The organism is Amycolatopsis samaneae, assembly GCF_039541975.1.
Taxonomy (GTDB): domain Bacteria; phylum Actinomycetota; class Actinomycetes; order Mycobacteriales; family Pseudonocardiaceae; genus Amycolatopsis; species Amycolatopsis samaneae.
This window is the reverse complement of the sequence record NZ_BAABHG010000006.1, coordinates 137,456-159,483: the sequence shown is the minus strand read 5'-3', so window position 1 is coordinate 159,483 and position 22,028 is coordinate 137,456. Positions and strand designations below refer to the sequence as shown.

Annotated in this window: 24 protein-coding genes and 1 tRNA gene; 11 read left to right on the top strand and 14 right to left on the bottom strand. The window is 68.8% G+C overall.

The features are described 5' to 3' along the window. Window positions 1–10: 10 nt before the first annotated feature. The 7 genes from ABD987_RS17385 to ABD987_RS44720 all read right to left on the bottom strand — a co-directional run bounded on the left by ABD987_RS17385 (window position 11) and on the right by ABD987_RS44720 (window position 6,395). Window positions 11–1,195 (bottom strand): TIGR02679 family protein, encoded by a 1,185-nt coding sequence (locus ABD987_RS17385; RefSeq protein WP_345393896.1) that lies wholly within the window; start codon window positions 1,193–1,195, stop codon window positions 11–13. Between the two features lie 336 nt (window positions 1,196–1,531). Next, window positions 1,532–2,629, bottom strand: a complete 1,098-nt coding sequence (locus tag ABD987_RS17380) for a hypothetical protein (protein ID WP_345393893.1) — start codon at window positions 2,627–2,629, stop codon at window positions 1,532–1,534. A 139-nt stretch (window positions 2,630–2,768) separates the two neighbouring features. Next, window positions 2,769–3,206: a DUF488 domain-containing protein gene (locus ABD987_RS17375; protein ID WP_345393890.1), complete on the bottom strand. Its 438-nt coding sequence runs from the start codon at window positions 3,204–3,206 to the stop codon at window positions 2,769–2,771. Then, complete coding sequence (locus tag ABD987_RS17370; protein WP_345393887.1) at window positions 3,203–3,817, bottom strand: DUF488 domain-containing protein; 615 nt, start codon at window positions 3,815–3,817, stop codon at window positions 3,203–3,205. Before ABD987_RS17370 ends, ABD987_RS17375 begins: the two co-directional genes overlap by 4 nt. Next, window positions 3,814–4,503, bottom strand: a complete 690-nt coding sequence (locus ABD987_RS17365; RefSeq protein WP_345393884.1) for a dual OB domain-containing protein — start codon at window positions 4,501–4,503, stop codon at window positions 3,814–3,816. The genes ABD987_RS17370 and ABD987_RS17365 overlap by 4 nt, the downstream gene beginning before the upstream one ends. 235 nt (window positions 4,504–4,738) lie before the next feature. After that, complete coding sequence (locus ABD987_RS17360; protein WP_345393881.1) at window positions 4,739–5,131, bottom strand: hypothetical protein; 393 nt, start codon at window positions 5,129–5,131, stop codon at window positions 4,739–4,741. Between the two features lie 217 nt (window positions 5,132–5,348). Further along, on the bottom strand, window positions 5,349–6,395 hold the full coding sequence (locus ABD987_RS44720; RefSeq protein WP_345393878.1) for a hypothetical protein: 1,047 nt from the start codon (window positions 6,393–6,395) through the stop codon (window positions 5,349–5,351). A gap of 104 nt (window positions 6,396–6,499) precedes the next feature. Here ABD987_RS44720 and ABD987_RS44590 point away from each other — a divergent pair, with 104 nt between their 5' ends. After that, the gene (locus tag ABD987_RS44590) at window positions 6,500–6,667 is read left to right on the top strand and encodes an SEC-C metal-binding domain-containing protein (protein ID WP_378273091.1); all 168 of its coding nucleotides are present in this window, start codon (window positions 6,500–6,502) and stop codon (window positions 6,665–6,667) included. On the opposite strand, the gene ABD987_RS17350 is transcribed toward ABD987_RS44590, so the two are convergent. After that, a complete protein-coding gene (locus ABD987_RS17350) occupies window positions 6,648–7,967 on the bottom strand; it encodes a helicase-associated domain-containing protein (RefSeq protein ID WP_345393875.1) in 1,320 nt (439 codons plus the stop codon). The genes ABD987_RS44590 and ABD987_RS17350 overlap by 20 nt on opposite strands. A 47-nt stretch (window positions 7,968–8,014) precedes the next feature. On the opposite strand from ABD987_RS17350, the gene ABD987_RS17345 reads away from it, so the two are divergent. Continuing rightward, entirely contained in the window at window positions 8,015–8,341 is a 327-nt protein-coding gene (locus tag ABD987_RS17345) for a hypothetical protein (RefSeq protein ID WP_345393873.1), read from the top strand. Between the two features lie 117 nt (window positions 8,342–8,458). Continuing rightward, on the top strand, window positions 8,459–9,280 hold the full coding sequence (locus tag ABD987_RS17340) for a hypothetical protein (RefSeq protein ID WP_345393870.1): 822 nt from the start codon (window positions 8,459–8,461) through the stop codon (window positions 9,278–9,280). Between the two features lie 162 nt (window positions 9,281–9,442). Here ABD987_RS17340 and ABD987_RS17335 read toward each other — a convergent pair. Beyond that, a tRNA-Arg gene (locus ABD987_RS17335) sits at window positions 9,443–9,515 on the bottom strand. 226 nt (window positions 9,516–9,741) lie between these two features. Here ABD987_RS17335 and ABD987_RS17330 point away from each other — a divergent pair. The 7 genes from ABD987_RS17330 (at window position 9,742) to ABD987_RS17300 (ending at window position 16,836) form a co-directional block, all read left to right on the top strand. Continuing rightward, window positions 9,742–10,395 carry a response regulator gene (locus tag ABD987_RS17330; RefSeq protein WP_247058120.1) on the top strand — a complete coding sequence of 218 codons (654 nt, stop codon included), beginning with the start codon at window positions 9,742–9,744 and terminating at the stop codon, window positions 10,393–10,395. Between the two features lie 4 nt (window positions 10,396–10,399). Next, entirely contained in the window at window positions 10,400–11,014 is a 615-nt protein-coding gene (locus ABD987_RS17325; protein WP_345393855.1) for a trimeric intracellular cation channel family protein, read from the top strand. Between the two features lie 90 nt (window positions 11,015–11,104). Beyond that, window positions 11,105–11,797 carry a response regulator transcription factor gene (locus ABD987_RS17320; protein ID WP_345393852.1) on the top strand — a complete coding sequence of 231 codons (693 nt, stop codon included), beginning with the start codon at window positions 11,105–11,107 and terminating at the stop codon, window positions 11,795–11,797. Beyond that, window positions 11,794–13,218, top strand: coding sequence for a sensor histidine kinase (locus ABD987_RS17315; protein ID WP_345393849.1), 1,425 nt, complete (start codon window positions 11,794–11,796; stop codon window positions 13,216–13,218). Before ABD987_RS17320 ends, ABD987_RS17315 begins: the two co-directional genes overlap by 4 nt. 153 nt (window positions 13,219–13,371) lie before the next feature. Beyond that, window positions 13,372–14,172 carry a DeoR/GlpR family DNA-binding transcription regulator gene (locus tag ABD987_RS17310; protein WP_345393846.1) on the top strand — a complete coding sequence of 267 codons (801 nt, stop codon included), beginning with the start codon at window positions 13,372–13,374 and terminating at the stop codon, window positions 14,170–14,172. Continuing rightward, window positions 14,169–15,257: a galactose-1-phosphate uridylyltransferase gene (gene galT, locus ABD987_RS17305; protein ID WP_345393843.1), complete on the top strand. Its 1,089-nt coding sequence runs from the start codon at window positions 14,169–14,171 to the stop codon at window positions 15,255–15,257. The genes ABD987_RS17310 and galT overlap by 4 nt, the downstream gene beginning before the upstream one ends. Before the next feature lie 73 nt (window positions 15,258–15,330). Then, window positions 15,331–16,836 carry a S1C family serine protease gene (locus ABD987_RS17300; protein ID WP_345393840.1) on the top strand — a complete coding sequence of 502 codons (1,506 nt, stop codon included), beginning with the start codon at window positions 15,331–15,333 and terminating at the stop codon, window positions 16,834–16,836. Window positions 16,837–16,923: 87 nt separating this feature from the next. Here ABD987_RS17300 and ABD987_RS17295 read toward each other — a convergent pair whose 3' ends face one another. The 5 genes from ABD987_RS17295 to ABD987_RS17275 are packed head-to-tail and all read right to left on the bottom strand — an operon-like array spanning window position 16,924 to window position 20,447. Further along, window positions 16,924–17,370, bottom strand: coding sequence for a hypothetical protein (locus ABD987_RS17295; protein WP_345393837.1), 447 nt, complete (start codon window positions 17,368–17,370; stop codon window positions 16,924–16,926). Continuing rightward, window positions 17,367–18,500 (bottom strand): molybdopterin-dependent oxidoreductase, encoded by a 1,134-nt coding sequence (locus ABD987_RS17290; RefSeq protein WP_345393834.1) that lies wholly within the window; start codon window positions 18,498–18,500, stop codon window positions 17,367–17,369. The genes ABD987_RS17295 and ABD987_RS17290 overlap by 4 nt, the downstream gene beginning before the upstream one ends. Further along, on the bottom strand, window positions 18,497–19,120 hold the full coding sequence (locus tag ABD987_RS17285) for a class I SAM-dependent methyltransferase (RefSeq protein WP_345393831.1): 624 nt from the start codon (window positions 19,118–19,120) through the stop codon (window positions 18,497–18,499). Before ABD987_RS17285 ends, ABD987_RS17290 begins: the two co-directional genes overlap by 4 nt. Next, a complete protein-coding gene (locus ABD987_RS17280) occupies window positions 19,117–19,806 on the bottom strand; it encodes a TIGR04282 family arsenosugar biosynthesis glycosyltransferase (RefSeq protein WP_345393828.1) in 690 nt (229 codons plus the stop codon). Before ABD987_RS17280 ends, ABD987_RS17285 begins: the two co-directional genes overlap by 4 nt. Next, on the bottom strand, window positions 19,803–20,447 hold the full coding sequence (locus tag ABD987_RS17275; protein WP_345394767.1) for a glycosyltransferase family 2 protein: 645 nt from the start codon (window positions 20,445–20,447) through the stop codon (window positions 19,803–19,805). The genes ABD987_RS17280 and ABD987_RS17275 overlap by 4 nt, the downstream gene beginning before the upstream one ends. Window positions 20,448–20,605: 158 nt before the next feature. On the opposite strand from ABD987_RS17275, the gene ABD987_RS17270 reads away from it, so the two are divergent. Further along, window positions 20,606–22,018: a hypothetical protein gene (locus tag ABD987_RS17270; RefSeq protein WP_345393825.1), complete on the top strand. Its 1,413-nt coding sequence runs from the start codon at window positions 20,606–20,608 to the stop codon at window positions 22,016–22,018. Window positions 22,019–22,028 lie beyond the last annotated feature (10 nt).

Here is a 22,028-nt window from a genome sequence, read left to right as displayed (position 1 = left end):
TGTGGTCGGATCAGTAATGATCAGCACAGTAGGCTTGGCCCATTTCGTCGAGCAACGCCGACGCGACCCGCTCCTCAGGAACCGTCTTACCCACCCTCACCAGGTGCCCAGCCAACTCCGCGTCCCACGGCGCCGCCGTGACCCGCCCGACCGGCGGACCGTCCCCGGCCGCGGCGAGGTAGTCGGCGCTGGTCATCCGCCACGGTACCGCCCCGGTCCTGGCCGCGACGTTGGCGGCGATCCGCAGCCCTTCCCCGTCGAAGTCGCCGTGGTAACGGAGCTGGGCGCCAGCCTCGCCGAGGCGCCTGAGCAGCAGAATCCCCGCGCTGCTGGGCCACCCGGAGATACACACGATCGGCGGGCAGGCCGTGCCGAACCTGTCCAGCGCGAGCGTCAGCACACTCGGATTCTCGAACACCCAAACCTGTTCGGGCGCTTCTCTGCTTTCGGCAGCCCTGAGCTGCTGCAACGTCAGGACGGCAGCCGTTCCCGCCTCCGCACATGCGTGGAGGATCCGGCTCACGACGTCGTCACCGCGCAGACGGAGTCCGGCAGCAAGCACCGTCGAGGACAACTCGTCGTCCGCGATCCCGGCCCGCTCCCACAGCGCCCGTCGCTCCGGCGCGTCCACCGGCGGCGCGACGTCGTAGATGGCCGCCAACGCCCTGGTGACCAGGCCCGCACACCTCGTGCCCTCGTCCAGCGCGTGCGTCTCGCCCAGCACGACGTCCGCGAACACCGGCAGCGGCACCCCGGCCGCGGGCAACTCGCCCAATACCCGCAACGCCCGCTGGAGTTCCTCGCGCGTACGTACTGCGGACTTTTCGATGAGCCCGGCACGACGCACTCCAGCGACCCAATCCGCCAGCGCCGGTTGCGCAGCCACCACGGGATGACCCGCCAGCCAGCCCCACAACTCTTCCCGCTCCGCCACGGCCCGCCGCCGCTCGTCGGCGCGGTCACCCACCGGCCCGACGAGCTTCGCCACGACGTCCCGTGTGCCGAGCCCGGTCACCTCACGAAGCGCCTGGTCAAGCTTGTCCAGCGTGATGGTGGCGTACTCGCCGGGTAGCCGCTCGGATCCGAGCAGATCCGCGATCGCCGCCCGCTGCTCAGCGTCAAGCGGCCCGACCTTCACCCTGCTCACCGGTTGGCCGGAGGACAACCTGACATGGAGCGCCTGCCACAACGGCATCAGGTCACGTGAGAGTCGATCGACGGGTTCCACGATGTTTCACATCATAAGCCTGCGGCTAGGACCGAACGCGGACGTCACGCCTCAGACGGCAACCACCGGTCGAGTTCGGCGACCCTGCCGAGCAGGCTGGCTCCGAGATCGACGAATGCCTGCCCGAGGACGCGACGATTCTCGGCGAACTGCTCGGCGTACTGGTTCGAGATCTACGCCAGTATCGCCAAGCCTATGTTGTCCGTTATATGGCTTCAGCGGTGGCTGCGAAGTGAAGCCACACAAGCAAGTCAAGTCGCAGCCTTCCTGTTACTTAGAGTGCGCATGATGGGCTGGTGCCTGTCAGCCTCGGCGACGAGGCTCGAACAGGAGACGGACGAGGCGGTTGTCCAGGAAGAGAGCGATCGAGGACAGCAGCGTTGTCTTGACGTCGCGGGCGCGCAGTCCGGCGGCGCCGCCTTCGCTGAGTAGCCAGTCCTCCAGCAGGGTGGGCAGGGCGAACCGGAGCTGGAAGCCACGGCTACCGTCGGTGGGCACGATCACCCAGTCGCCGGTAGCCACCCGGCGCTCCGCGAACTCGATTCGCACGCGGATATCGGCTCCGTTGTCGTCGACGTAGGCGCGGAAGCGCTGCGGGTCGTCAGGACGTAGGACCAGTACGAACGGTGCTGCGGGGAAGCCGAGGGCGAGGCTGTCATCCCGGTAGCGGGCGAGATCGCCAGCGACGTCGCCGAGCGCGTCCATCGGAAGCTCCATCGGTTCTCTTGATGCTTGATTGAGCATCTGCGCTCGCCAGGTAGCGTCATCGGGATCTTCATAGACGGCTTGCCCCCGAATCGACTCGTCGGCTGTCCACGTGTCGAAGGCGAGTCGCAAGGCGGTGCGGAGCTGGCCGCGAGGAAACGGCGAAACGCGGGCTTCCCTGGCAAGGTCATGAACTTCGCGTGCGGCCCGGTCAACAGCGGCGAGCAATCTGGTGAACGCGGGGCCGGACAGGTCGACCAGGGAGATTTGCTGGGCGAGAGCGTACTGCTGCGCAGGCCGGGTGAACCCGGACGCGGAAAACAGAGCGTAGCGGTAGTGGTGGCGCCGCATGGGAAAGCGACGCGCTCCGGCGGTGGCCGTCGCGTATTGCTCGTTGACGTCGTGCACGACACCGTGCGCATTGCGGACGTCGCGAAGATTTGCCTTGACGCCTCGGTACTTTGCCTCGACGAACACCCGTAAGGGCAGTGAAAATGGTGTTGGAAGCGCCAGTTCGCCGAGCACGTCGGCTTGGTGATCAGCGCCTCTCCCGCGGACGAGCAGTCCGTGTGCTCCAGGCTTCAACGCATCCGGATCCTGCTCGGCGCTTACCAGGAGGTTATAGCCGCTAGCGCGCAGAAACCGGGCGAGCATTTCTTCGAGGATATAGCCACGCAAGGCCTCCACAGTGATCACGGTCGTCCCCTCCTGACTTCGGCCGCTGTGGTCATGATCCCGTACCGTCCGTCGGTGAGTGCAGAGGTAGCCCCTTCGGGTGGCGTCAACCGAACGGTGTCCGAAGTGGGGGTGGACCTAGATATAGTGTCGAGGATACTTAGAGTAAGTGCTCGATCGCGACGTTGTCCCAGTGCTGCGCAAGGTATTCTGCGACCAGTCGGCGGTGGCAGTTGTGCGGCTTGTCCTCACTGCACAGCAGGACCGCATTGTCGAGCAGTTCCTGCGGGACTGCGTCCTCAATGCCGCGATGCCTCATCAGCTCCAGAAACCGGTCCTCGTACGTCGACCAGCCAGTGCCCTGCTTCTTGTAATCGTCGAGCATCGGCTGCGTAGGTGCCAGATCGGGCCGGTGAGTGTACGCCATACCGCAGATCTCATCGAGGAAGTACTTCAAGTCGTCGCGCTTGGCGAAACCCGCCAGTTGTGAGACGTTGTTGAGGCGGACATCGACCAGTGTAGTCGCTCCTGAAGCGCGCAACAGACCGAAGAACTTCTCGGCGGACTTCTTGGTGAATCCGATAGTGTGGATTTTCATGCTTCTGCTGTCCCGTCGGTGCGGAGTTCCTCGTTGACGTAGGCGATCCGGAGTTCCTGGCGGCGCAGTGCCTCGCCGAGCCGCTCGGTCCGCGTGTGGAACAGGTCGGCCTCCGCGAGCCCGAACTTGGTCATGAGACGCTCCATCGCCGAGGCATGGCTCTCGATCTGCCCGTCGCCGTGGATATGCTCGATCGTAACCCCGTGCTCGGTGAGTACTCGGGCGACGAGCACCGTGCGATGGCAGTCCAGCGGCTCACCTTCGGTGCACAGGATCGCGATCCGCTCAGCCTGCGCACCTTTCAGCAGGCGGTCAATTCCGCTGACGAAGTCAGAGTTCTGCGCAAGGCGGCTGTATTGCACTCGCCCATCGACATAGCAACTGAGATCCTCCGTGCGTGCGCCGAGTTCCTTGCCTAGGAAAACATACTTGATGTCAACCTTACGTAGACCGCGTTCCATCGAGTCCCGGTTGAACTGCGGAGTGAATCGGCTGGCGGGGACGGAGCGCACATCGGCGACCGCCGTGACCCCGTGCTGGCAAAGCAACCCGACCAATGTTGGGAAGTCGTGCGTGGAGTGGCCGATGGTGAGTATCGTGCCGGACGTCATGGCCTGCTGGCTGATTCAAATTTGGTGCGCTCAACAATTGCCGCCACCAATTTATAAGCATACTCCTTGAATCCCAAAGTGAGACTCACTGTGAGAAAACAATCTCCTAATACGTGATTTCTGACGTTCTGCGCTAAGCATTTCGATTCATACATCGCATCTTTTACATGTAACCTATACGTTAGGCCGTTGTGGTTGAACTTTCCCCACAGTCTTTTCTTGCCGTCGCGATCGAGCTCCACGTCTAGTTTCAAATGGTCGACCCGGATGAGCTTGAGTGAGTCTCTCAGAATGTGCCTACGTCGGACTGGAACACGATTGTTGACGCCGCCGACCGAGCTGTCACCGTAACTCTGGCCCCACAGAGTCGAGGGCCGTTGCTCCAGTTCGCGGAGTTTGTCCCATCCGACTCGGCCGACCTTCTGCCAGCGAGCACTGGGAGCGATGCGCCAGTTCTCCCACTGGAAGCCCATCGGCCTACTGCTGTCCAGTGGCACCGAGATAACGTCGAGGACCTGCGGTTCCACACCGCCTGGATATTGGCGTTGACTCGCGGAAAGCGCGTGGTCTGCGCGTTCGCTGATGGGGCGTATCCAATTCGCATAGCCGTAGCGGATCTGGATGCCCGCGACGCACCGCCTGCCGCGCATGTGGGAATTCGCCATGCATATCAGTTCCTTGGTCACTACCACGCGTACCCTCCCGGACGCTGGATTGACTTCGCGTGGGATAGTAACCTACGTCACCTCTTAGGGTGGCAGCGGTTCTGGAGAAGCGGCGTCTCGTGACGATCGTGCCTGTTCAGGTGTGCTTCTGGACTTTGGTGCCACCGGTGTGCTTGCCTCCGCGCGGTCTGTGTCCAGGTGTGTTTCACTACGCAAATCGGGCAATGAGTGCGTTGAACTCATTCGGTAGCTCGCTCTAGGGGCGAATCGTTTGCAGGGCCGCGCCGTTTTCGGCGATGAACCAGAACGACCAACCGTTGCGGTTGGCGTGCACGTTGGGGTTGTGTGCCTGGACCACTGCCATGGCGGCTCCGCTTGGGCTCTTGTACGAGCCTCCGCTGAGCACGCCGCTGGTGATGTCGACGCGCTTGGTGGCCTTGTGGTAAACCCCCTCGATGTGGTTCCCCTCATAGTCAGCGTAGATGGGAACACCATCGCTGGGGGGGCGCGAGGGCCCGCTCGTGGTACCGGAACCTTGGGCGAAGTCGTCGAGTAGTCGCCGCACGACCTCTCCGCCGGAAATCTGCCAGGCGCGCGCAAGAAGCATGACGCGTTCGTGGTCGCCGTCGGCAAGTTCAAGGGTTCTCATGGGTCTCCGTTTCACGAACATGAGGATATAGTAGGGTGCCCACCTGGTGTCGCAACGGCGGCCGCCCGAGGTCGTCATCGTGAGTGAAGGGGCTCATAGAGATGGTTAAGTCTCGTGCCACCGCAAGCAGGGAGCGGGTACTTCTTGTCTTGCTCGCAGTGCTGCTGGCGGCGATCGGTGCCCTGGTGTCCGGTTTTGTGACGTTCCTTGCTGGCGCTCATCCGGTGGTGGCATTGGTGATCGGTGGTGCCGCCTTCGGTGCGGTTAACAGGCTGGTTCGTCGCATGTTGAAAGACCTCGGGTTGCTGTAGGGCGCTGCGGCGGCGAACGCATCGAACGCTACGTGCGGCGGTGAGTGTAGAGCATCGACGCGAGTTGAGTCTGAGGAGGTCTTTTGAGCAAAAGTGAGAACTGGGGTCTGATGTGACATGACCGAGTTTCGCCCTGTCGCGACTCGTCGAGGTGGCGGCAACCATCCCGACCACTGCGCCGCGTCACCGCCTGGGGTCGTACGGTGATGAGCATGACGAGTGCGTCGGCGGCTGAGGCGCGTGCGCTTGAGGGACTGGCCGAGCGGATGCCGGACGAGCGGGCGCAGCTGTTGGCCAGTGCGGCAGAGCAGTGGTCGCTGGTCGGCGAGGTCGAACGTGCCGAGCGGTTGTACGAGATGGCGATCTCGGATGGTGGCCCTGTGCACGGCGACGCGCGTACGCACTATGCCCGGTTCCTGTTCGAGCATGACGAGCCCGATCGGGCGCGCGAGGTTCTGGCCGAGTTGTGGGCCGCTCACCCGAAGGACCTGGACGTGTACCAGTGCGTCGGTGATCTGCTGGTGGACCAGGACGACTCGCTGGCCGCCCTCCGTTGGTTCACCGCCGGGGTGACCCGCTGCCGCGGTCTGCTCGTGGATTCCAGGCAGCTGGAGGATGATCAGCAACTCGAGCAGCTGCTCGAGGCGCGTGCCCAAGCGCGGAAGCTCGGTGGCGAATCGCCGGACGACTGGGATCGGGCGTGGTTCGAGTGGTATGAGCGGAGCAACCCCGGCAAGAAGGCCGGCCAGCTGTGGACCCGTGAGTACCTCGCGGAGATGCGGCAGGAAGTCGCGCGGCTGCAAGACGAGAACGCCATCCTGAAAGCATTTCGGCCCGGCTTCTTCCCGGTGACCTTTCCCTATTGGCCGCGCGACGAGTTCGACCGGGCGGTGACCGCGTTCCCCGAGGTGTTCACCGAGCTGAGTGACTCCGACGAGCCGCACGTCGTTCATCGCCGGATGGTCGAGACCGAGCTGCGAGCCGCGGATGTCCGCTTCGATCTCGCAGTCGTTTCACTCGACGTCGACTTCGTTTACGCCACGCCGAGCGGACGGGAATGGATCCGGCCAGCGCCGAGACGCATCAGCACATCGCGATGCTGTCCCACGTCGAAGGTGACGGCGTCGGCTGGCCGCCGGGGAGAAATGACGTGTGCTGGTGCGGCTCGGCGTGCAAGTACAAGAAGTGCTGTGGCGCTCCCGGTTTCACTGCGGCCCCGGCATGACGTAGCCGAGTTTCAGCAAGGCCTTGCGGAACTTCGCCTCGTGGGCGGGCTGTACGGCGAGGTGTCGGCCGCCGATCGGGCGGCACAGTGTGCGGAGGCTTCGATCGCGGGCGATGAGCGCGGCGGTCGCGAGGTCGGCGCATTCGATCACGCGGCAGTGGCCGAGGTCGGTGAGCTGCCCGGCCCGGCGGCCGACGTCGGAGAGCAGTGTGGTCAGGGTACCGGGCAGCTCGTGGTCGGTTCGCTCGGTCAGGAACGACGCGAATTCCGCGAGGTCACGGCCCGATTCGAGGGCAGTGAGCAGGCTAATGGCGGAGACGGTCCAGACGTGGTCCGCGGTGTGCTCGGCGAACGCGGTCAACAGCAGCTGATCATGTGCCGGGACCTTTCCGGTCGCGACGACGTCGAGGTTGGGCAGGACCTTCAGCGACTGGACAGCGGTCGCCACGGCCGACGGCTGGTAGGTGTCCGCAACACCCAGTACATAGGCACCCAATGCGGTCAGCCGGATTGCCACGAGGCCGTCGTAGCGGCTCAGCGTGTCGAGGCTGTCGCCGCCCCAGGTGTGTTGGAAATCGTCACGCGCGCCGACGGGGTCGACGTAGTCGAGATCGACGAGTCCGAGCGTGCCCGCGTACTCGAAGAGCACGGCCAAGGTGTAGCGGCCTTCGAGAAGTGACCACTGGTAGTACCCGTCGTAGCCGAGGCTGCCGTACTCCCGATCTTCGAGGTACAGCTTCCACAGCGCCATCTCGCTGCGCGCGATGGTGGGGCTCATGTTGCCCCGGCGCATGGTCGTGAACAGCGTGTCCACCGCTATCCACTCGCCCACCGGGCAGTGGGCCAGGGCCTTCGAGACCAGCTGCCGCCGGGGCTTGGCGGCGGTCAGGACGTTGGCGGCGCGCTGGCCCTTGATCTGCTCGATTCGGCTGAACTCGTCGATGACCGCATGTGACAGCCAGCGTTGCCACAGCAGGCGAACGGTCTCCGCCGCCGGCTTGTTGAGCGCGTCGTGGCCCTTCGAGGTCAGCTGGAGCCGGCCTTTCTCCGGTTTGGCCAGGCCGCCGGCCTGGAGCAGCAGCGGCCAGGCGAACGCCGCCATCGCCTCGTCGGGGTAGAAGTCCCCATTCACCAGGTGCTCGGTGATGGTGCGAATCGTGGCCGCGGACGGCCGGAGGGTCTTGTCGCTGACCTTGACCTCACCCGCCGCGCACAGTTCCAGCATCACGCGCAGGTTCAGCTGGGCCTCCTGCTCGGTGAACTGTAGCCAGCGTTCTTCGTCGTCATCCGGGTGGCTCATCACGCCGATCGTATCCGGGGCGCTCGCCATGCGAAGACGGCGACAAGGTGGATGAGAGCGACGCGTTGGGTATCGACGTGTACGCGCTCGACGACCGTTTTGGCGGGTCCTCGACCGCAGTTACGATGGCGCCCGCGCGGCGACGTTGGCCGAGTACCGAAACCGGCACTACGTCTACCCGTACCCATGCCCGCGCTGCGGTCGATGTCGTTTCGGACCGGCTGGCGGCCGTCGATCAGGCGCGCGGCGAGCTGTCCGCAGCCGAGGAACTTCGTGAAGCCGAGAAACTGCGGCGCGGCGACGCCGAGGCCCAGCCGGTTCGAGCGGGATCTGCGGGCTCAGCACGCGCACCTGGAGTCGTTCCGGCGCAGTAAGGCTTGCCCGATGACCGCGCCAGGCTGGACCAGTTGGCCGAACTGGTGGACGGGCTGGTCTCCTCGGCTCGCACAGCGCGGACCCAAGCCAGGGCGAGCGGCCGATGCGGAGCGGACGTGGGCAAGGTCGAGAGACTGTTCGTCGCTGCGAGGGCTGCGGTCGCCCGGAACGCCGCGAACCTCGCCGAGGCCGCGGTTGACGCGTCCATCACATGGACTCCCGAGGACACTGCGGGTGACGACGGGTTCTATGTCTGGGTGAGCGCCCGGATCGAGCAGCGTCAGGACGACGTCCGCGCGGTCCGTGACGTGCTGGCGAACTCGGTATGGCACAGGAACGACGCGCCACCGTCCAGCATGTCTACGAGACGGCGGAGGGGAAAGACCGATGCCGCCGGGGCGCGGGCCGCCGAAGAGGTCACCCGGTCTCGCGCGAAGGCTACGGACCGGCTGAGTGCCTGGTGGTCGCATTATGCGTCCGAGCTGCCCGACATCCACAGTGGTCTTCAGGCTGTGCTCGATGGGGTGGGAGAGCCGGATACGCTCGCGTTGCCCGCGCGGTTCGACGAGCTGGTTCGTGACCAGTTCGAAGAACGTCGCGGCAATCTGCATCGCCTTGCGGGACAACGAGATCAGGCCGAAGGTGAGTTGGCCGAGTTACGGGATTCGCGTGCCGACATCGCGGCCGAGCGAGACGACGCGCCAACACACTTCGCCGCGCGTACCGCGTCCCGTATGGACAGACAGAGCACGCGGCTATGGTGGCTTGTCCCGGCTCGCAGCCGGTGTCGCGCCCGATCGAGCGGTGGCGGTCGAAGCTGCGTTGGAGGCGCCGAAAGCCCGTGGGAGCCCGCTCGCCGCGGCGACAGCGAAAGCGGGCCGCGCGATCATGGAAGAACGCCTGATCCCACCCTCCTCGAGGGCCTGGGCACGCCGTGAAAACGCTTGACCCCGTGCTCGGCGGGACACCAACCAGACGGCCCCAACCACGACTGGGGGGCCGGAGGCTTGCCCCGGCGGGGTCTGGGGGCTCGGCCCCAGAAAACACAACGGGCGATCCCGGCTCGCGCACTCCGCGAACAGACATCGCCCAATCGTCCGTGCCCCCGGCAGGATTCGAACCTGCGACACCCGCTTTAGGAGAGCGGTGCTCTATCCCCTGAGCTACGAGGGCATGTACTGCCGACCACACTCTAGCGGGCCCGGGGTGGACGTGGTGCGGGGGGCGGGTGAAGGGTGGGCATACGTCGGTCGTCACCCGGGCGGGTGGTGGGGGCGTCTGAGCTGGTTGGCCCAGTCTGTCACTCGGTCGTGTCTGGTGTCGGGTTGCTGAACAACAGTAGGTAACCTTCGTTAACGGGATGCGGGGAACCCGCTCCACCGGCTGCCGGAGGGCTTCGTTGATCAAGCTCATGTTCGCCGACGACGAGGAACTGGTCCGCTCGGGCCTGCGCGCCATGATGTCCGGTGCGCAGGACATCGAGATCGTGGGCGAAGCGAGCGACGGCAGATCGGCGGTCGAGGTCGCGCGGCGGTATCACCCGGACGTGGCACTGCTGGACATCAAGATGCGGGCGCCTGACGACGGCATTCGCGCGTTGCGGGCGATCCTGGCGCTGCCGGATCCGCCGACCGTGGCGATGCTGACCACGTTCGACATCGACGAGTACGTGAGCCTCGCGCTGCGGCTCGGCGCCAACGGCTTCCTGCTCAAGGACATCGACCCGGCGGCGTTGCTGCGCGCGGTGCGTGACCTGGCCAAAGGCGGCGCGGTGCTCGATCCGGGGGTCGCGGCGCGGATGGTCCAGTCGCACCGCGACGAGCAGCGGGCCGCTCAGCCGGCGCGTAAGCTGCTGGCCTCGTTGTCCGAACGGGAGCGTGAGGTGGTCGCGTTGATCGGGCAAGGGCTTTCCAACGCCGAGATCGGCGGCAGGCTGCATCTGTCCGAGGCGACGGTGAAGGGGTACGTCTCGGCCGTGTTGTCCAAGATCGGCGCGGCCAACCGGGTCCAGGCCGCGTTGCTGGCCTACCGGGGCGGCCTGCTCGACCAGTAAGTAGATGCTGCTCACCGCGCTCGAGCTGCTGGGGCTCGTCGCGTTCGCGGCGTCCGGCGCGCTCGCCGCGGTGCGGGCGCGGCTGGACGTCTTCGGCGTGGTCGTGGTGGGCCTGACCACCGCGCTGGGCGGCGGGATCATCCGGGACGTCCTGCTCGGCATCCATCCGCCGACGACGTTGCGCAACTGGCCTTATCTCGCGGTGTGCGCGGCGACGGCGCTGGTCGTGTTCGCGTTCCACCCGCAGGTCGCGAAGCTGCGCCGCGCGGTGCTGCTGGCCGACGCGATCGGGCTCGGGGTGTTCGCCACGGCCGGGACGACGATCGCGCTGGCGTCCGGGGCGACCGTGTACGCGGCGTGTCTGATCGGGATGACGACGGGGATCGGCGGGGGCGTCGCGCGGGATCTGCTGCTCCGGGAAATACCGCTCGTGCTGCGCAAGGAGATCTACGCGATGGCGGCGCTGGCCGGAGCGGCGCTCGTGGGAGTCGGTCACGCTTTGTTACTGCCGCCTGGTCCGGTGACGGTCGTGGCGGCCGCGGTCGTGGTCGCGATCCGGATGCTGGCGCTGTGGCGTCGGTGGAACGCGCCGGTCGCCCGGGGTTCCGGTGACGGGTGAGGTGGGGCGGCGATCCGGAGCGGGAAAATCCTTTGTGGGTTCTGTGTGTGTTCTTAGGCGAGTCTCAGCACGCTGAGTAAGACTGTCGCCATGCGCATCCTTGTGGTGGACGACGACCGCGCCGTCCGTGAATCCCTCCGGCGGTCCTTGGAGTTCAACGGATACCAGGTCGAACTCGCCAGTGACGGTGCGCAGGCCCTGGAGACGATCGTCGCGAACCGGCCGGACGCGATGGTGCTGGACGTGATGATGCCCCGGCTCGACGGGCTCGAGGTGGCGCGCCGGCTGCGCAGCACCGGCGACGACCTGCCGATCCTGGTGCTGACCGCGCGCGACACGGTGTCGGACCGGGTGTCCGGGCTCGACGCCGGCGCCGACGACTACCTGCCCAAGCCCTTCGCCCTCGAGGAACTGCTCGCCCGGCTGCGCGCACTGCTGCGCCGCGCCCTCCCGGAAGGCCAGGACGCCCAGGCCTCCGAGGTGCTCTCGTTCGCCGACCTCACGCTCGATCCGGGCACCCGCGAGGTCCGCCGGGGCACCCGCGAGATCAGCCTCACCCGCACCGAGTTCGCGCTGCTGGAGCTCTTCCTCTCCTATCCGAAGCACGTTCTCACCCGCGGCCGGATCCTGGAGGAAGTATGGGGATACGACTTCCCGACCTCGGGCAACGCCCTGGAGGTCTACGTCGGCTACTTGCGCCGCAAGACGGAGGCGGAGAACGAGCCGCGGCTGATCCACACGGTCCGCGGGGTGGGCTACGTGCTGCGGGAAACCCCGCCGTGACCGGTGCTGTCCCCACCGTCGACGTGACGGAGGACGACCCGCGCGGCACGCGCTGGGGCACCCGCCGGTTTTCGCTGCGCGGACGCGTGACGCTACTGGCCGCCGCCTGCGTGGCGGGCGCCGTGGCGCTGGTGTCGCTCGGCGCCTACCTGGTCGTGCAGAGCAACCTCTACCAGCAGCTCGACGACAACCTGATCGCCCGCGCGCAGGCGGCGGTCCAGTCGCCGCAGGTGCAGACGCAGCTCAAGCAGGTCCCCGGCGCGTTCCTGGCCAGTGCCGACCTGCAGATCGGGCAGCTGAACATCGGCAAGGAGGTCACCCTGACCTACCCGCAGGCGGGTGTGGCGCCGCCGTACGGGGGCCAGGAGATCGCCGTCGCGGCCGGGGAAGCGGCCAGCTCGATCCGCACGGACCTCGCCACCGACAGCAGGGTGGTCGCGCTGTCCTCCGGTCACGGCCAGGCGATGGTGCTGGCGCAGTCGATGGCACCGACGAAGCGCGCCCTCAACGAGCTCGCCGTCGTCCTGTTCCTCATCGGGGGCGCCGGGATCCTGGTGGCCGCGGCCGCGGGCACCGCGGTGGCGCGTGCCGGGCTCCGGCCGGTGGACCGGTTGACCACGGCCACCGAGCGCGTCGCCCGTACCGGTGACCTGCGGCCGATCCCGGTCAGCGGTGACGACGAGCTGGCCCGCCTCACGCAGAGCTTCAACACCATGCTCGGCACCGTCGCGGAGTCGCAGGAACGCCAGCGCCAGCTGGTCGCCGACGCCGGCCACGAGCTGCGGACACCGCTGACCTCCCTGCGCACCAACCTGGAACTGCTGCTCGCCGCGAGCAGGCCCGGCGCGCGGACGCTGTCCGACGAGGACCGCGCCGACATCGAGGCCGACATCCGCGGCCAGATCGACGAGCTGACGCAGCTCATCGGCGACCTGGTCGAGCTCGCCCGACAGGACGTCCCGCAGGAGCAGTTCGAGCGGGTCGAGATGATGGACGTCATCGAGCGTGCGCTCGACCGGGCGCGGCGCCGTGCGGGCGAGATCGAGTTCGACGTCGCGTTGCAGCCGTGGGTGCTCACCGGCGACAACAGCGCCCTCGAACGCGCGGTGCTCAACCTGCTGGACAACGCGGTCAAGTTCTCGCCGTCCGGGTCCACCGTGCGGGTCCGGCTCTACCCGCTCGGCGACGGCACCGCGGTCGTCGAGGTGGCCGACTCCGGGCCCGGCATCGCGGACGAGGACCTGCCCAAGGTGTTCGACCGGTTCTACCGTTCCTCGGAAGCACGGACCCTGCCCGGTTCGGGCCTTGGCCTGGCGATCGTCAAGCACGCCGCCGAGCGGCACGGTGGTGCCGTCTACGCCGCGCGCGCCCCGGAGGGCGGTGCCCTGCTGACGATTCGCCTGCCCGGCGCCCCGGAATGATTCCGTCCGGTTACGCACGGCAGTGAACTGTGGCTGAACGCAGTCGCGGCCGCTGCGAATCCTATGTTGAATCGTGTAGGATTTTGTGTGGTTGGGGCGTTCATGCGGGGAACGCGAGTCGGTTCAGGACAGTGCGTTGAGGACGGAGTTGCGGTGCTGGCGCGGCAGCGACAGGCGGTGATCCTCGAGGAGGCTCGCCGGACCGGCGCGGTCCGGGTGAGTGATCTCGTGACGAGGCTGGGCGTATCGGACATGACGGTGCGCCGCGACCTCGACGTGCTCGCCGGGCGTGGCCTGGTCGAGAAGGTGTACGGCGGCGCGACGTCGGTGATGGGCAAGAGCACGGACGAACCCGGGTTCGAGGCCAAATCCGTGCGGCAGCGATCGCAGAAGGAGGCGATCGCCGAACTCGCGGCGAGCCTCGTCCGGCCGGGGACCGCGATCGGGATCTCGGCGGGTACCACCACGTGGACGCTGGCGCGGGCGCTCGATCACGTACCGGGCCTCACCGTCGTGACCAACTCCATCCAGGTCGGGGACGTGCTGCGCGGAGCGAACCAGCAGGACCGCACGGTGGTGCTCACCGGCGGCGTGCGGACGCCCTCGGACGCGCTGGTCGGCCCGGTGGCGGTGCAGAGCCTGCGGTCCCTGCACCTCGACGTCGTCTTCCTCGGCGTCCACGGGATGGCCGACGGTCCCGGCTTCACCACGCCCAACCTCACCGAGAGCGAGACCGATCGGGCGCTCGTCGAGGCGGGGCGCAGGCTGGTGGTGCTCGCCGACCACACCAAGTGGGGCATCGTCGGGATCTCCACCATCGCCGGGCTCGACGAGGCCGACGTCGTCGTCAGCGACGACGAACTTCCCGAGCAGGCAAGGGAAATTCTCGCCGAACGGGCGGGAGAGCTCATGATCGCCGAAACGGCGGGGACGGCCGAGGCAGAAGAAGCGTGAAACGCACCGTAAGGCACCTGGCCGACGGCCGGGAGATCATCTACTTCGACCAGCCGGGCGCGCCCGAACGGCTCGCCGAGGACACCCGCGACCTCGACCCGGTGGCGGCGGCGTCGGAGATCCGGCGCGACCCGCTGACCGGCGAATGGGTCGCCATGGCCGCGCACCGGCAGACCCGGACCTACAAGCCGCCCGCCGACCTGTGCCCGCTGTGCCCGAGCAAGCCGGGGAAGCCGAGCGAGATCCCCGAAGCCGACTACGACGTCGTGGTGTTCGAGAACCGCTTCCCGTCGTTCGCGCAGAACGTGCTCGGCGCGGCCGAAGGCTCCACTGTGGACGGTGCGGGGCTGGTGCCGGTCGCGCCGGGCCGCGGCCGGTGCGAGGTCGTCTGCTTCACCAGCGACCACGACGGCTCGTTCGCGAGTCTGACCACCAGGCAGGTCCGCGCGGTCGTCGACACCTGGGCGGACCGCACCACCGCGCTGTCCGGGCTCCCCGGCGTCGAACAGGTCTTCCCGTTCGAGAACCGCGGCGAGGAAATCGGCGTCACGCTGCACCATCCGCACGGACAGATCTACGGCTACCCGTTCGTCACGCCGCGCACCGCGCGGATGATCGAGGTCGCCCGCGCCTACCAGGCCGAACACGGCCGCCCGGTGCTCGGCGACGTGCTCGCCGCGGAGCGGGACTCCGGTGCGCGGATCGTCACGGCGGGTGAGCACTGGACGGCGTTCGTGCCCCCGGCCGCGCGCTGGCCGGTGCAGGTCCAGCTCGTGCCGCACCGGCAGGTACCGGACATCCCGGCACTCACCGAGGCCGAGCGGGACGACTTCGCGGTGGTGTACCTGGACGTGCTGCGGCGCTGTGACGCGCTCTTCGGCAGGCCGCTGCCCTACATCGCCGCCTGGCACCAGGCCCCGGTGCGCCGGGACCGCGAGCTGAGCTGGCTGCACCTGGAGGTGTTCTCGGTACTGCGGGCCAAGGACAAGCTGAAGTACCTCGCCGGCTCGGAGTCCGGGATGGCCGTGTGGGTGAACGACTCGACTCCGGAACAGATCGCCCAGAGGCTTCGCGACGCCGGGTAGGCCACGCCATACTCATCAAGGATGCACAGGTTCGACTCAGGAACCTCTCAGGACCGTCGCGCAAGGTGAGGACATGACCGAGAAAGACCCCAGTGCGCACGACCCCGCTGCTCAGAGTCATGTCGCTGGTGGTCAGCCGCAGCCGGACCCCGGGCAGACCGGCCAGCCGGAGGCCGCGCCGCACTCGGACGCCACGCCGCCGTCGGGAGTCCCGGCCCAGCCCGCCGCGGCGGCCGAACCCGCTCCCGCCGCGCAGTATCCGGTCCTGCCCGAGTACGCCCAGCCCAGTGAGCCGCAGTACCACCCGGTGAGCGGCACACAGCCCGCCTACGGCGCGCCCAACCCGTGGTCGGCCCAGGGAGCGCAGCAAGCCCAAGGAACACAGCAGGCCCCGTACGCGCAGTCGGGAGCCACCGCCCAGCCCACGAACCCCTACGCCCGGCCGGGCGACACGTCGATCTACTCCGTTCCGGCGGCGCCGCGCCCCGCGAAGTCCGGGCCGGGCAAGCTGCTGGCCGGGGTCGCGATCGTCGCGCTGCTGGTCGGCGGCGTCGCGGGTGGCACCGTGGGCTACCTGACCTCGGGCACCAGCAAGGGGCCGGCCGTCAACGCGCTCGACGCGCCCAAGCCCGCGCAGCAGACCGGGGCCGCACCCGCCGGCTCGGTGGAGTCCGTCGCGAAGAAGCTTTCGCCGAGCGTGGTGGAACTCCAGGTCGCCGGGCGCACCGCCCAGGGCGAGGGCTCCGGGTTCGTCCTCAGCACCGACGGCTACATCCTGACCAACAACCACGTCGTCGAGGTCGCCGCGAACGGCGGCCAGATCCAGGCCGTCTTCCCGGACGGCAAGAAGGCCCCCGCGAAGATCATCGGACGGGACCCGACGACCGACATCGCCGTCGTGCAGACCAGTAACGTGAGCGGGCTGACCCCGGTGGAGCTCGGCCGCTCCGATGATCTGCGCGTCGGTCAGTCGGTCGTGGCCATCGGCTCGCCGTTCGAGCTGACCGGCACCGTGACCTCCGGCATCGTCAGCTCGCTGCACCGGCCGGTGCGCGCGGGCGGCAACAACGGCGACCAGGCCACGGTGATGGACGCGGTGCAGACCGACGCGGCCATCAACCCCGGCAACTCCGGTGGCCCGCTGGCGAACATGGCGGGCCAGGTCATCGGGATCAACTCGGCGATCTACAGCCCGCAGTCCTCCTCCGGCGGCCGGGGCGGCAGCTCCGAGGGCGCGAACGTGGGGATCGGGTTCGCCATCCCGATCGACCAGGCCCGGCGCACCGCCGACGACATCATCAAGACCGGGAAGGCCACGCAGACCTACATCGGCGCCAAGGTGCAGGACGCGCCCGGTGGCGGCGCCCAGCTCGGCGACATCACGCAGGGCAGCCCGGCGGAGAAGGCGGGGCTCAAGCCCGGCGACGTGGTCACCAAGATCGGCGACCGGACCATCGACTCGGCGGACACGCTGATCGCCGCGATCCGGACCAGGGCGCCGGACGAGAAGGTCCCCTTCACGTTGAACAACTCCCGCACGGTCGAGGTCACCCTCGGCGGCCAGCCCGTGCCCAACTGACCCCAGACGCTCGGCCGCCGGAAGGCGGCCGAGACCAGCTCCGGCTCTGGGTGGGCCGGAACCTCGAAGCCACGCGCGACCCGGCGTTCAAGCCGGTCGCGCGTGGCTCTTGTCTGTACGGTGCCGGGCGAGCACGGCCCGGACGGCACCGGTCAGCACGACCAGCGTCCAGACCACGGCGAGGGTGAGCGCCAGGCCGACGCCGGGACGCCCGTCGTGGAGGCCGGGCATCGGTGGCGTGCCGTAGGCCCGCCACAGCAGCGGGAACGCCAGCACCCCCAGCACTCCGCTGATGACCGTGCCGGCCAGCATGGGCGCGCGCCACGGCGATGGGACGAGGCGGCTCAGCCCGAGCCCGGCGAGCCCGACCACGGGCGCGACCACCGCGTCGTGCACCAGCGGGCCGCCGACGAGCCAGCCGAGTGTGCCGAGCACGTCGGCGCGGAGCGGGAAAAGGTACTCGCCGAACAGGAGCGCGCCCCAGGTCAGCGCGGCGAGGCCCGGCAGGATCAGCAGTACACGCGCCGTTCTCACAGGACCTCCAGCTTCGAGACCCACTTCGTCTGCAGGACGCCGGGGCGGTTCGGCGCGATGACGCGGCAGGGGAAGCCGTGGTCCAGATCGAGCACCTCACCGTTGAGTTCGAGCGCGAGCAGCGTCAGCGCGTCCGCCGTGTGCTCGCCGGGAAGCACGCTCACGCCATACGGCCCGTAGCGCTCCAAAGAGGACACTCGAATGCTGGATCCCGGTGGTGCGCCGACGATCCGCAGCAGATCCGGAACGGCGACACCGCGCCAGCTCGCCGACTGGCTCCAGCCCTCGACACAGGCGATCGGCAGCTCGGCGGTGGTCTGCGGAAGCGCGCGCAGTTCGGCGAGGGAGAACGTCCGCGCCCCGGCCGGGGTCACGACGGACAACCGCCAGGCTGAGTCCTGTGCCGCCTGGCGCACGCCCGCGGCGCTCGCGGTGCGGTTCACCGGCAGGCCCTGGGTGCCGTGATCCGTCCGCCAAGACAGGCCGGAGACGTTACGCAGCAACGGAACCGTCGCACCGGCGGTCGCCACCACGGACACCCCGGCGGTCAGCCAGGTGGTGCGCAGGAACCCGCGCCGGGACAACCCGGCCGGTGGCGGGACGGGGGCCTCGGCTGGTTCGCGGGTCAGCGCCCGGCGGAGGACGGGGAGCTTCACCGCGACGTGCACGAGGATCGAACCGATCGCCACCCAGGCGACCGCGTAGTGCACCTGCGGGAAGTAGAACGTCCACGGGTAGTTCTGCGCGACGTTAAACAGGCCCGTGGTCAGCTCGAAGAACGTGGCCGCGGACAACACCAGGATCGACAGCCGCTCCAGGGCGTGCGGGACCGAACGCACGAGCGGCCTGCCGAACAGCTTCGGGTAGACGCTCCACAGTTTCGCCAGCAACAGCGGAATCGAGGCGATACCCGAGACGACGTGCAGGCCCTGGGTGACGCGGTAGAGCCAGATCGGCCTGCTGGGCCAGAAAAACCACGTGGGCGGGTGCTGGATGAGATGGCTGACGAGGCCGGTCAGGAAGCACACGGTGAACGTGATCGCCAGCCCCAGCCCGATCCGCGACGTCACCCGCGCCGAGTGCGAGGCCGCCGCGAAACGCTCTTCTTCGGGGATCGGTAACCGTTTCATGGCTTCTCCAGCTGTGCGAACCAGCGGTGCCCTCGGCGGGCGACCCAGCCGACGCGGAGTCCGGCGGTGGACGCGACCTCGGTGATCCGGTCCGCGCCGACCCAGGCCCAGGTGAACCACCGGCCGCCGGGACGACCGGGCAGCAGGCGCACGCGTTCGTGGCGCAGGCCGTGGCCGGGCGGGTCGAGCTCGACCAGGATGTCCCCGTCCTCGGCGACGAGCGTCGCGGCCCGCCGCAGGAGCGCCGAGGGTTCGCCGCCGATGCCGATGTTGCCGTCCGCGAGCAGCGCGTGCCGCCAGCGACCTTCGCCGGGCAGACGATCGAAAACGTCGCGGCACAAGGCCACGCCGCCGCGCTGGTGGGTCAGCCGGACCGCGGTGGGTGAACTGTCGACGCCGAGCGAGGCGACGCCCCGCCAGGTCAGCGCCGCGGTGAGCCGACCAGGTCCGCAACCGATGTCGAGCGTCGGACCGGCACAGGCGTCGAGCAGCACCTCGTCGCCAGGACACGGACGGCCGGTCCAGCGCGCCACCGGCAGCTCGACCCGCTCGCCGTTCGCGAGTTCCAGCCAACATCGATGGCCGAGCAGACCCTGGTCGAACTCGGTGCCCGCGTTCATCGGACCAGCGCCGGCAGCCCGGCGACCTCGGCCACGGCGCGGGCGAACCGGCCGTTCACGCATCGCGCGGCAACCCGGCGAGCATCCGCGATCGTGTCCACATCGGACAGTGTGGCGACCCCGGTGACGGACAGCCCGGACGCGGTGAGCGCCCGCCGGGTCCGAGCGCCGGTGTCCGGCCGCGACATCGGGACCTCGGCCAGGACGCGGGCGTCGAGCGGATCGCGCAGCCCGAGTGCCCACCAGCCGCCATCCTCCGCCGCGCCCAGCGTCGCGCCGGAATCCCCGCGCAGCACGGGATTCACCGCGCTCGTCAGGAGATCGGGCGTGACCTGCGGGGTGTCCATACCGATCTGCAGCACGGGGAGCGCGGGATACGCGGCGGCGGTGTCCGCGTGGGCGTTGGCGAGGCGTGCGCCGAAATCGTCACCGCGCTGGGCGAGGACCGTGACCTGCCCCAGCACCTCGGCGATCTCCGTGCCTCGCGCGGCCTCGCCCAGCTCGCCGGTCATCGCGACGACCGGCACGGCGTCGCGGGTCGCGAGCACCGCGGCGAGGGTGTCGAGCAACGCGGTCGCCGCGATCTCGGCCGCCTGGACCGCGGTGGCCGGGGGACACAACCGCGTCTTCGCGAAACCCGGCACAGGCGCCTTCGCCACGACGAGGAGACAGAACCGGACGCTCATCGGGCCAGCACCCGCCCGAAGTCCCGGACCGCGCGCAGGGTACCGCGCACCGACCCGGACACCTTCGACTTCGTCCCGGCGGCCCGTTCGCCGTAGCTGACGTCGAACTCGCGCACACACCAGCCCGCGCGCTGCGCCTTGACCAGCAGTTCGAGCGGATATCCGAAGGCACGATCGACGACGTCGAGCGCAAGCAGCGGTTCCCGCCGCGCCGCGCGCAACGGCGCGATGTCGTGCACCGGCAGGCCCCGGCCGCGCAGCAGCGACGACAGCGCCGCGTTGCCCGCCCGCGCGTGCCACGGCCAGGCTCGGGAGCTGACCGGAACCCGCCTGCCCACCGCGAGATCGGTGCCCGAGCGCACCGCGCCGACCAGCCGGGGCAGGTCCGCCAGGTCGAGCGAGCCGTCCGCGTCGGCGAAGCACACGATGTCCGCGGTGGCGTGGGTCAGGCCGGTGTGCACGGCGGCGCCATACCCTCGCCGCGGTTCGTGCACCACCTTCGCGCCGTGCGCCGCGGCGATCTCGGGCGACCCGTCGGCCGAACCGTTGTCGATGACGATGGCCCGGTAACCCGGCGGCAGCGCGCGCAGGACGCCGGGGAGCGCCCCGGCCTCGTCCAGACAGGGGAGCACGACATCCACCTCGAATTCCGTCACGACTTGTACGGTAGGTCCAGGGTGGACAGTCGGAAATCCTTACGCTGCTTACCAAAATGTGACGGATGGCGAATTCTTACCGACCGGTGACGGATCGCCGCGAGACTCGGCCGACGGGGTTCCGCCGGGCTATGGTGCGGGAGATGAGCGAGTCGACTCCGGCCGCCCAGGTCGCCGACGCGCCGGGCCCGCCCGCACCCGTACGGACCCGCCGGCCGCTCCGCGCCGACCTGATCGCGGTCGGCGTGGCCCTCGTGGTGCTCGCCGCGGCCACCGCGGTCGGGCTCTACTACAACCGGCCCGGCTCCGGGGTGGTCATCTACGCCCAGGCGCCACCCCTGTTCGCGGTGTGGCTGCCGCACGTCGGTCCGGGCTCGGTCTTCGCCGTGGTGATCGCCTTCGCCGTCGTGGCATGGGGGCCGACGCTCGTCGCGCGCCTGTCCTGGCGACGTGCCCTCGCCGCCGGATACCTCGCCTCGGTGGCGTGGACGTTCTCGCTGGCCATGGTCGACGGCTGGGCCCGCGGCTTCACCGGCAGGCTCACGACGCGGGACGAGTACCTGCACGAGGTCCCCGGGATCACCGACATCCCGCGCATGCTCCGGGAGTTCTCCGCGCGGATTCTCGACTTCCAGCCACATTCGTGGACGACCCATGTTTCGGGTCACCCACCTGGTGCCACCCTCGTCTTCGTCTGGCTCGACCGGCTCGGCCTGCACGGCGGTGCGTGGGCCTCGACGCTGGTCGTGCTCGTCGGCGGCCTCGTCGCCGTCGCGGTCCCGGCCACCGTCTCGCTGCTCGGCCGTCCGGACGCCGCCCGCGTGGTGCTGCCGTTCGCCGTGCTGAGCCCGGCGGCGGTGTGGATGGGTGTCTCCGCCGACGGCCTGTTCGCCGGGGTGACCGCGACCGGCGTCGCGCTGCTGGCCCTCGCGGCGGCCGGGTTCGCCGCGGGACGCCGCTACGCCGCGCCCGCGGCGCTGGCGGCGGGCGCGCTCCTGGGCTTCGGGATCTTCCTCTCCTACGGCCTGGTGCTGCTGGGGTTGATCGTCCTCGCGGTGGCCGTGCTGGGCAGGCAGTGGATCGCGGCCGCGCTCGCGCTGGCGGCCGCGATGGGCGTCGTCGCGGCGTTCGCCGTCGCCGGGTTCTGGTGGCTGGACGGGTACCACCTAGTCGTCGAGCGGTACTACCAGGGCATCGCCACGCTGCGGCCGTACCCGTACTGGGTGTGGGCCGACCTGGCGGCGGTCGCCGTCGCCGCAGGACCCGCCCTGATCGCCGCGACGCGGCGCGGTGCCACCGAGGTCTTTCTGCCGAAACCGCGCTGGGCCTCGCTGCGTGACCCGGTGGTGCTGATCGGGCTCACCGCGGTGCTCACGATCGTGGCGGCGGACGTCTCCGGCCTGTCGAAGGCCGAGGTCGAACGGATCTGGCTACCGTTCGTGGCGTGGCTGCTGCCGATGACCGCGTTGCTGCCGTTCCCGGCCCGCCGCTGGTGGCTGGCCGGACAGGCGGCGACGGCACTGGCGGTCAACCACCTGCTGCTGACGAGCTGGTGAGGGGACACCG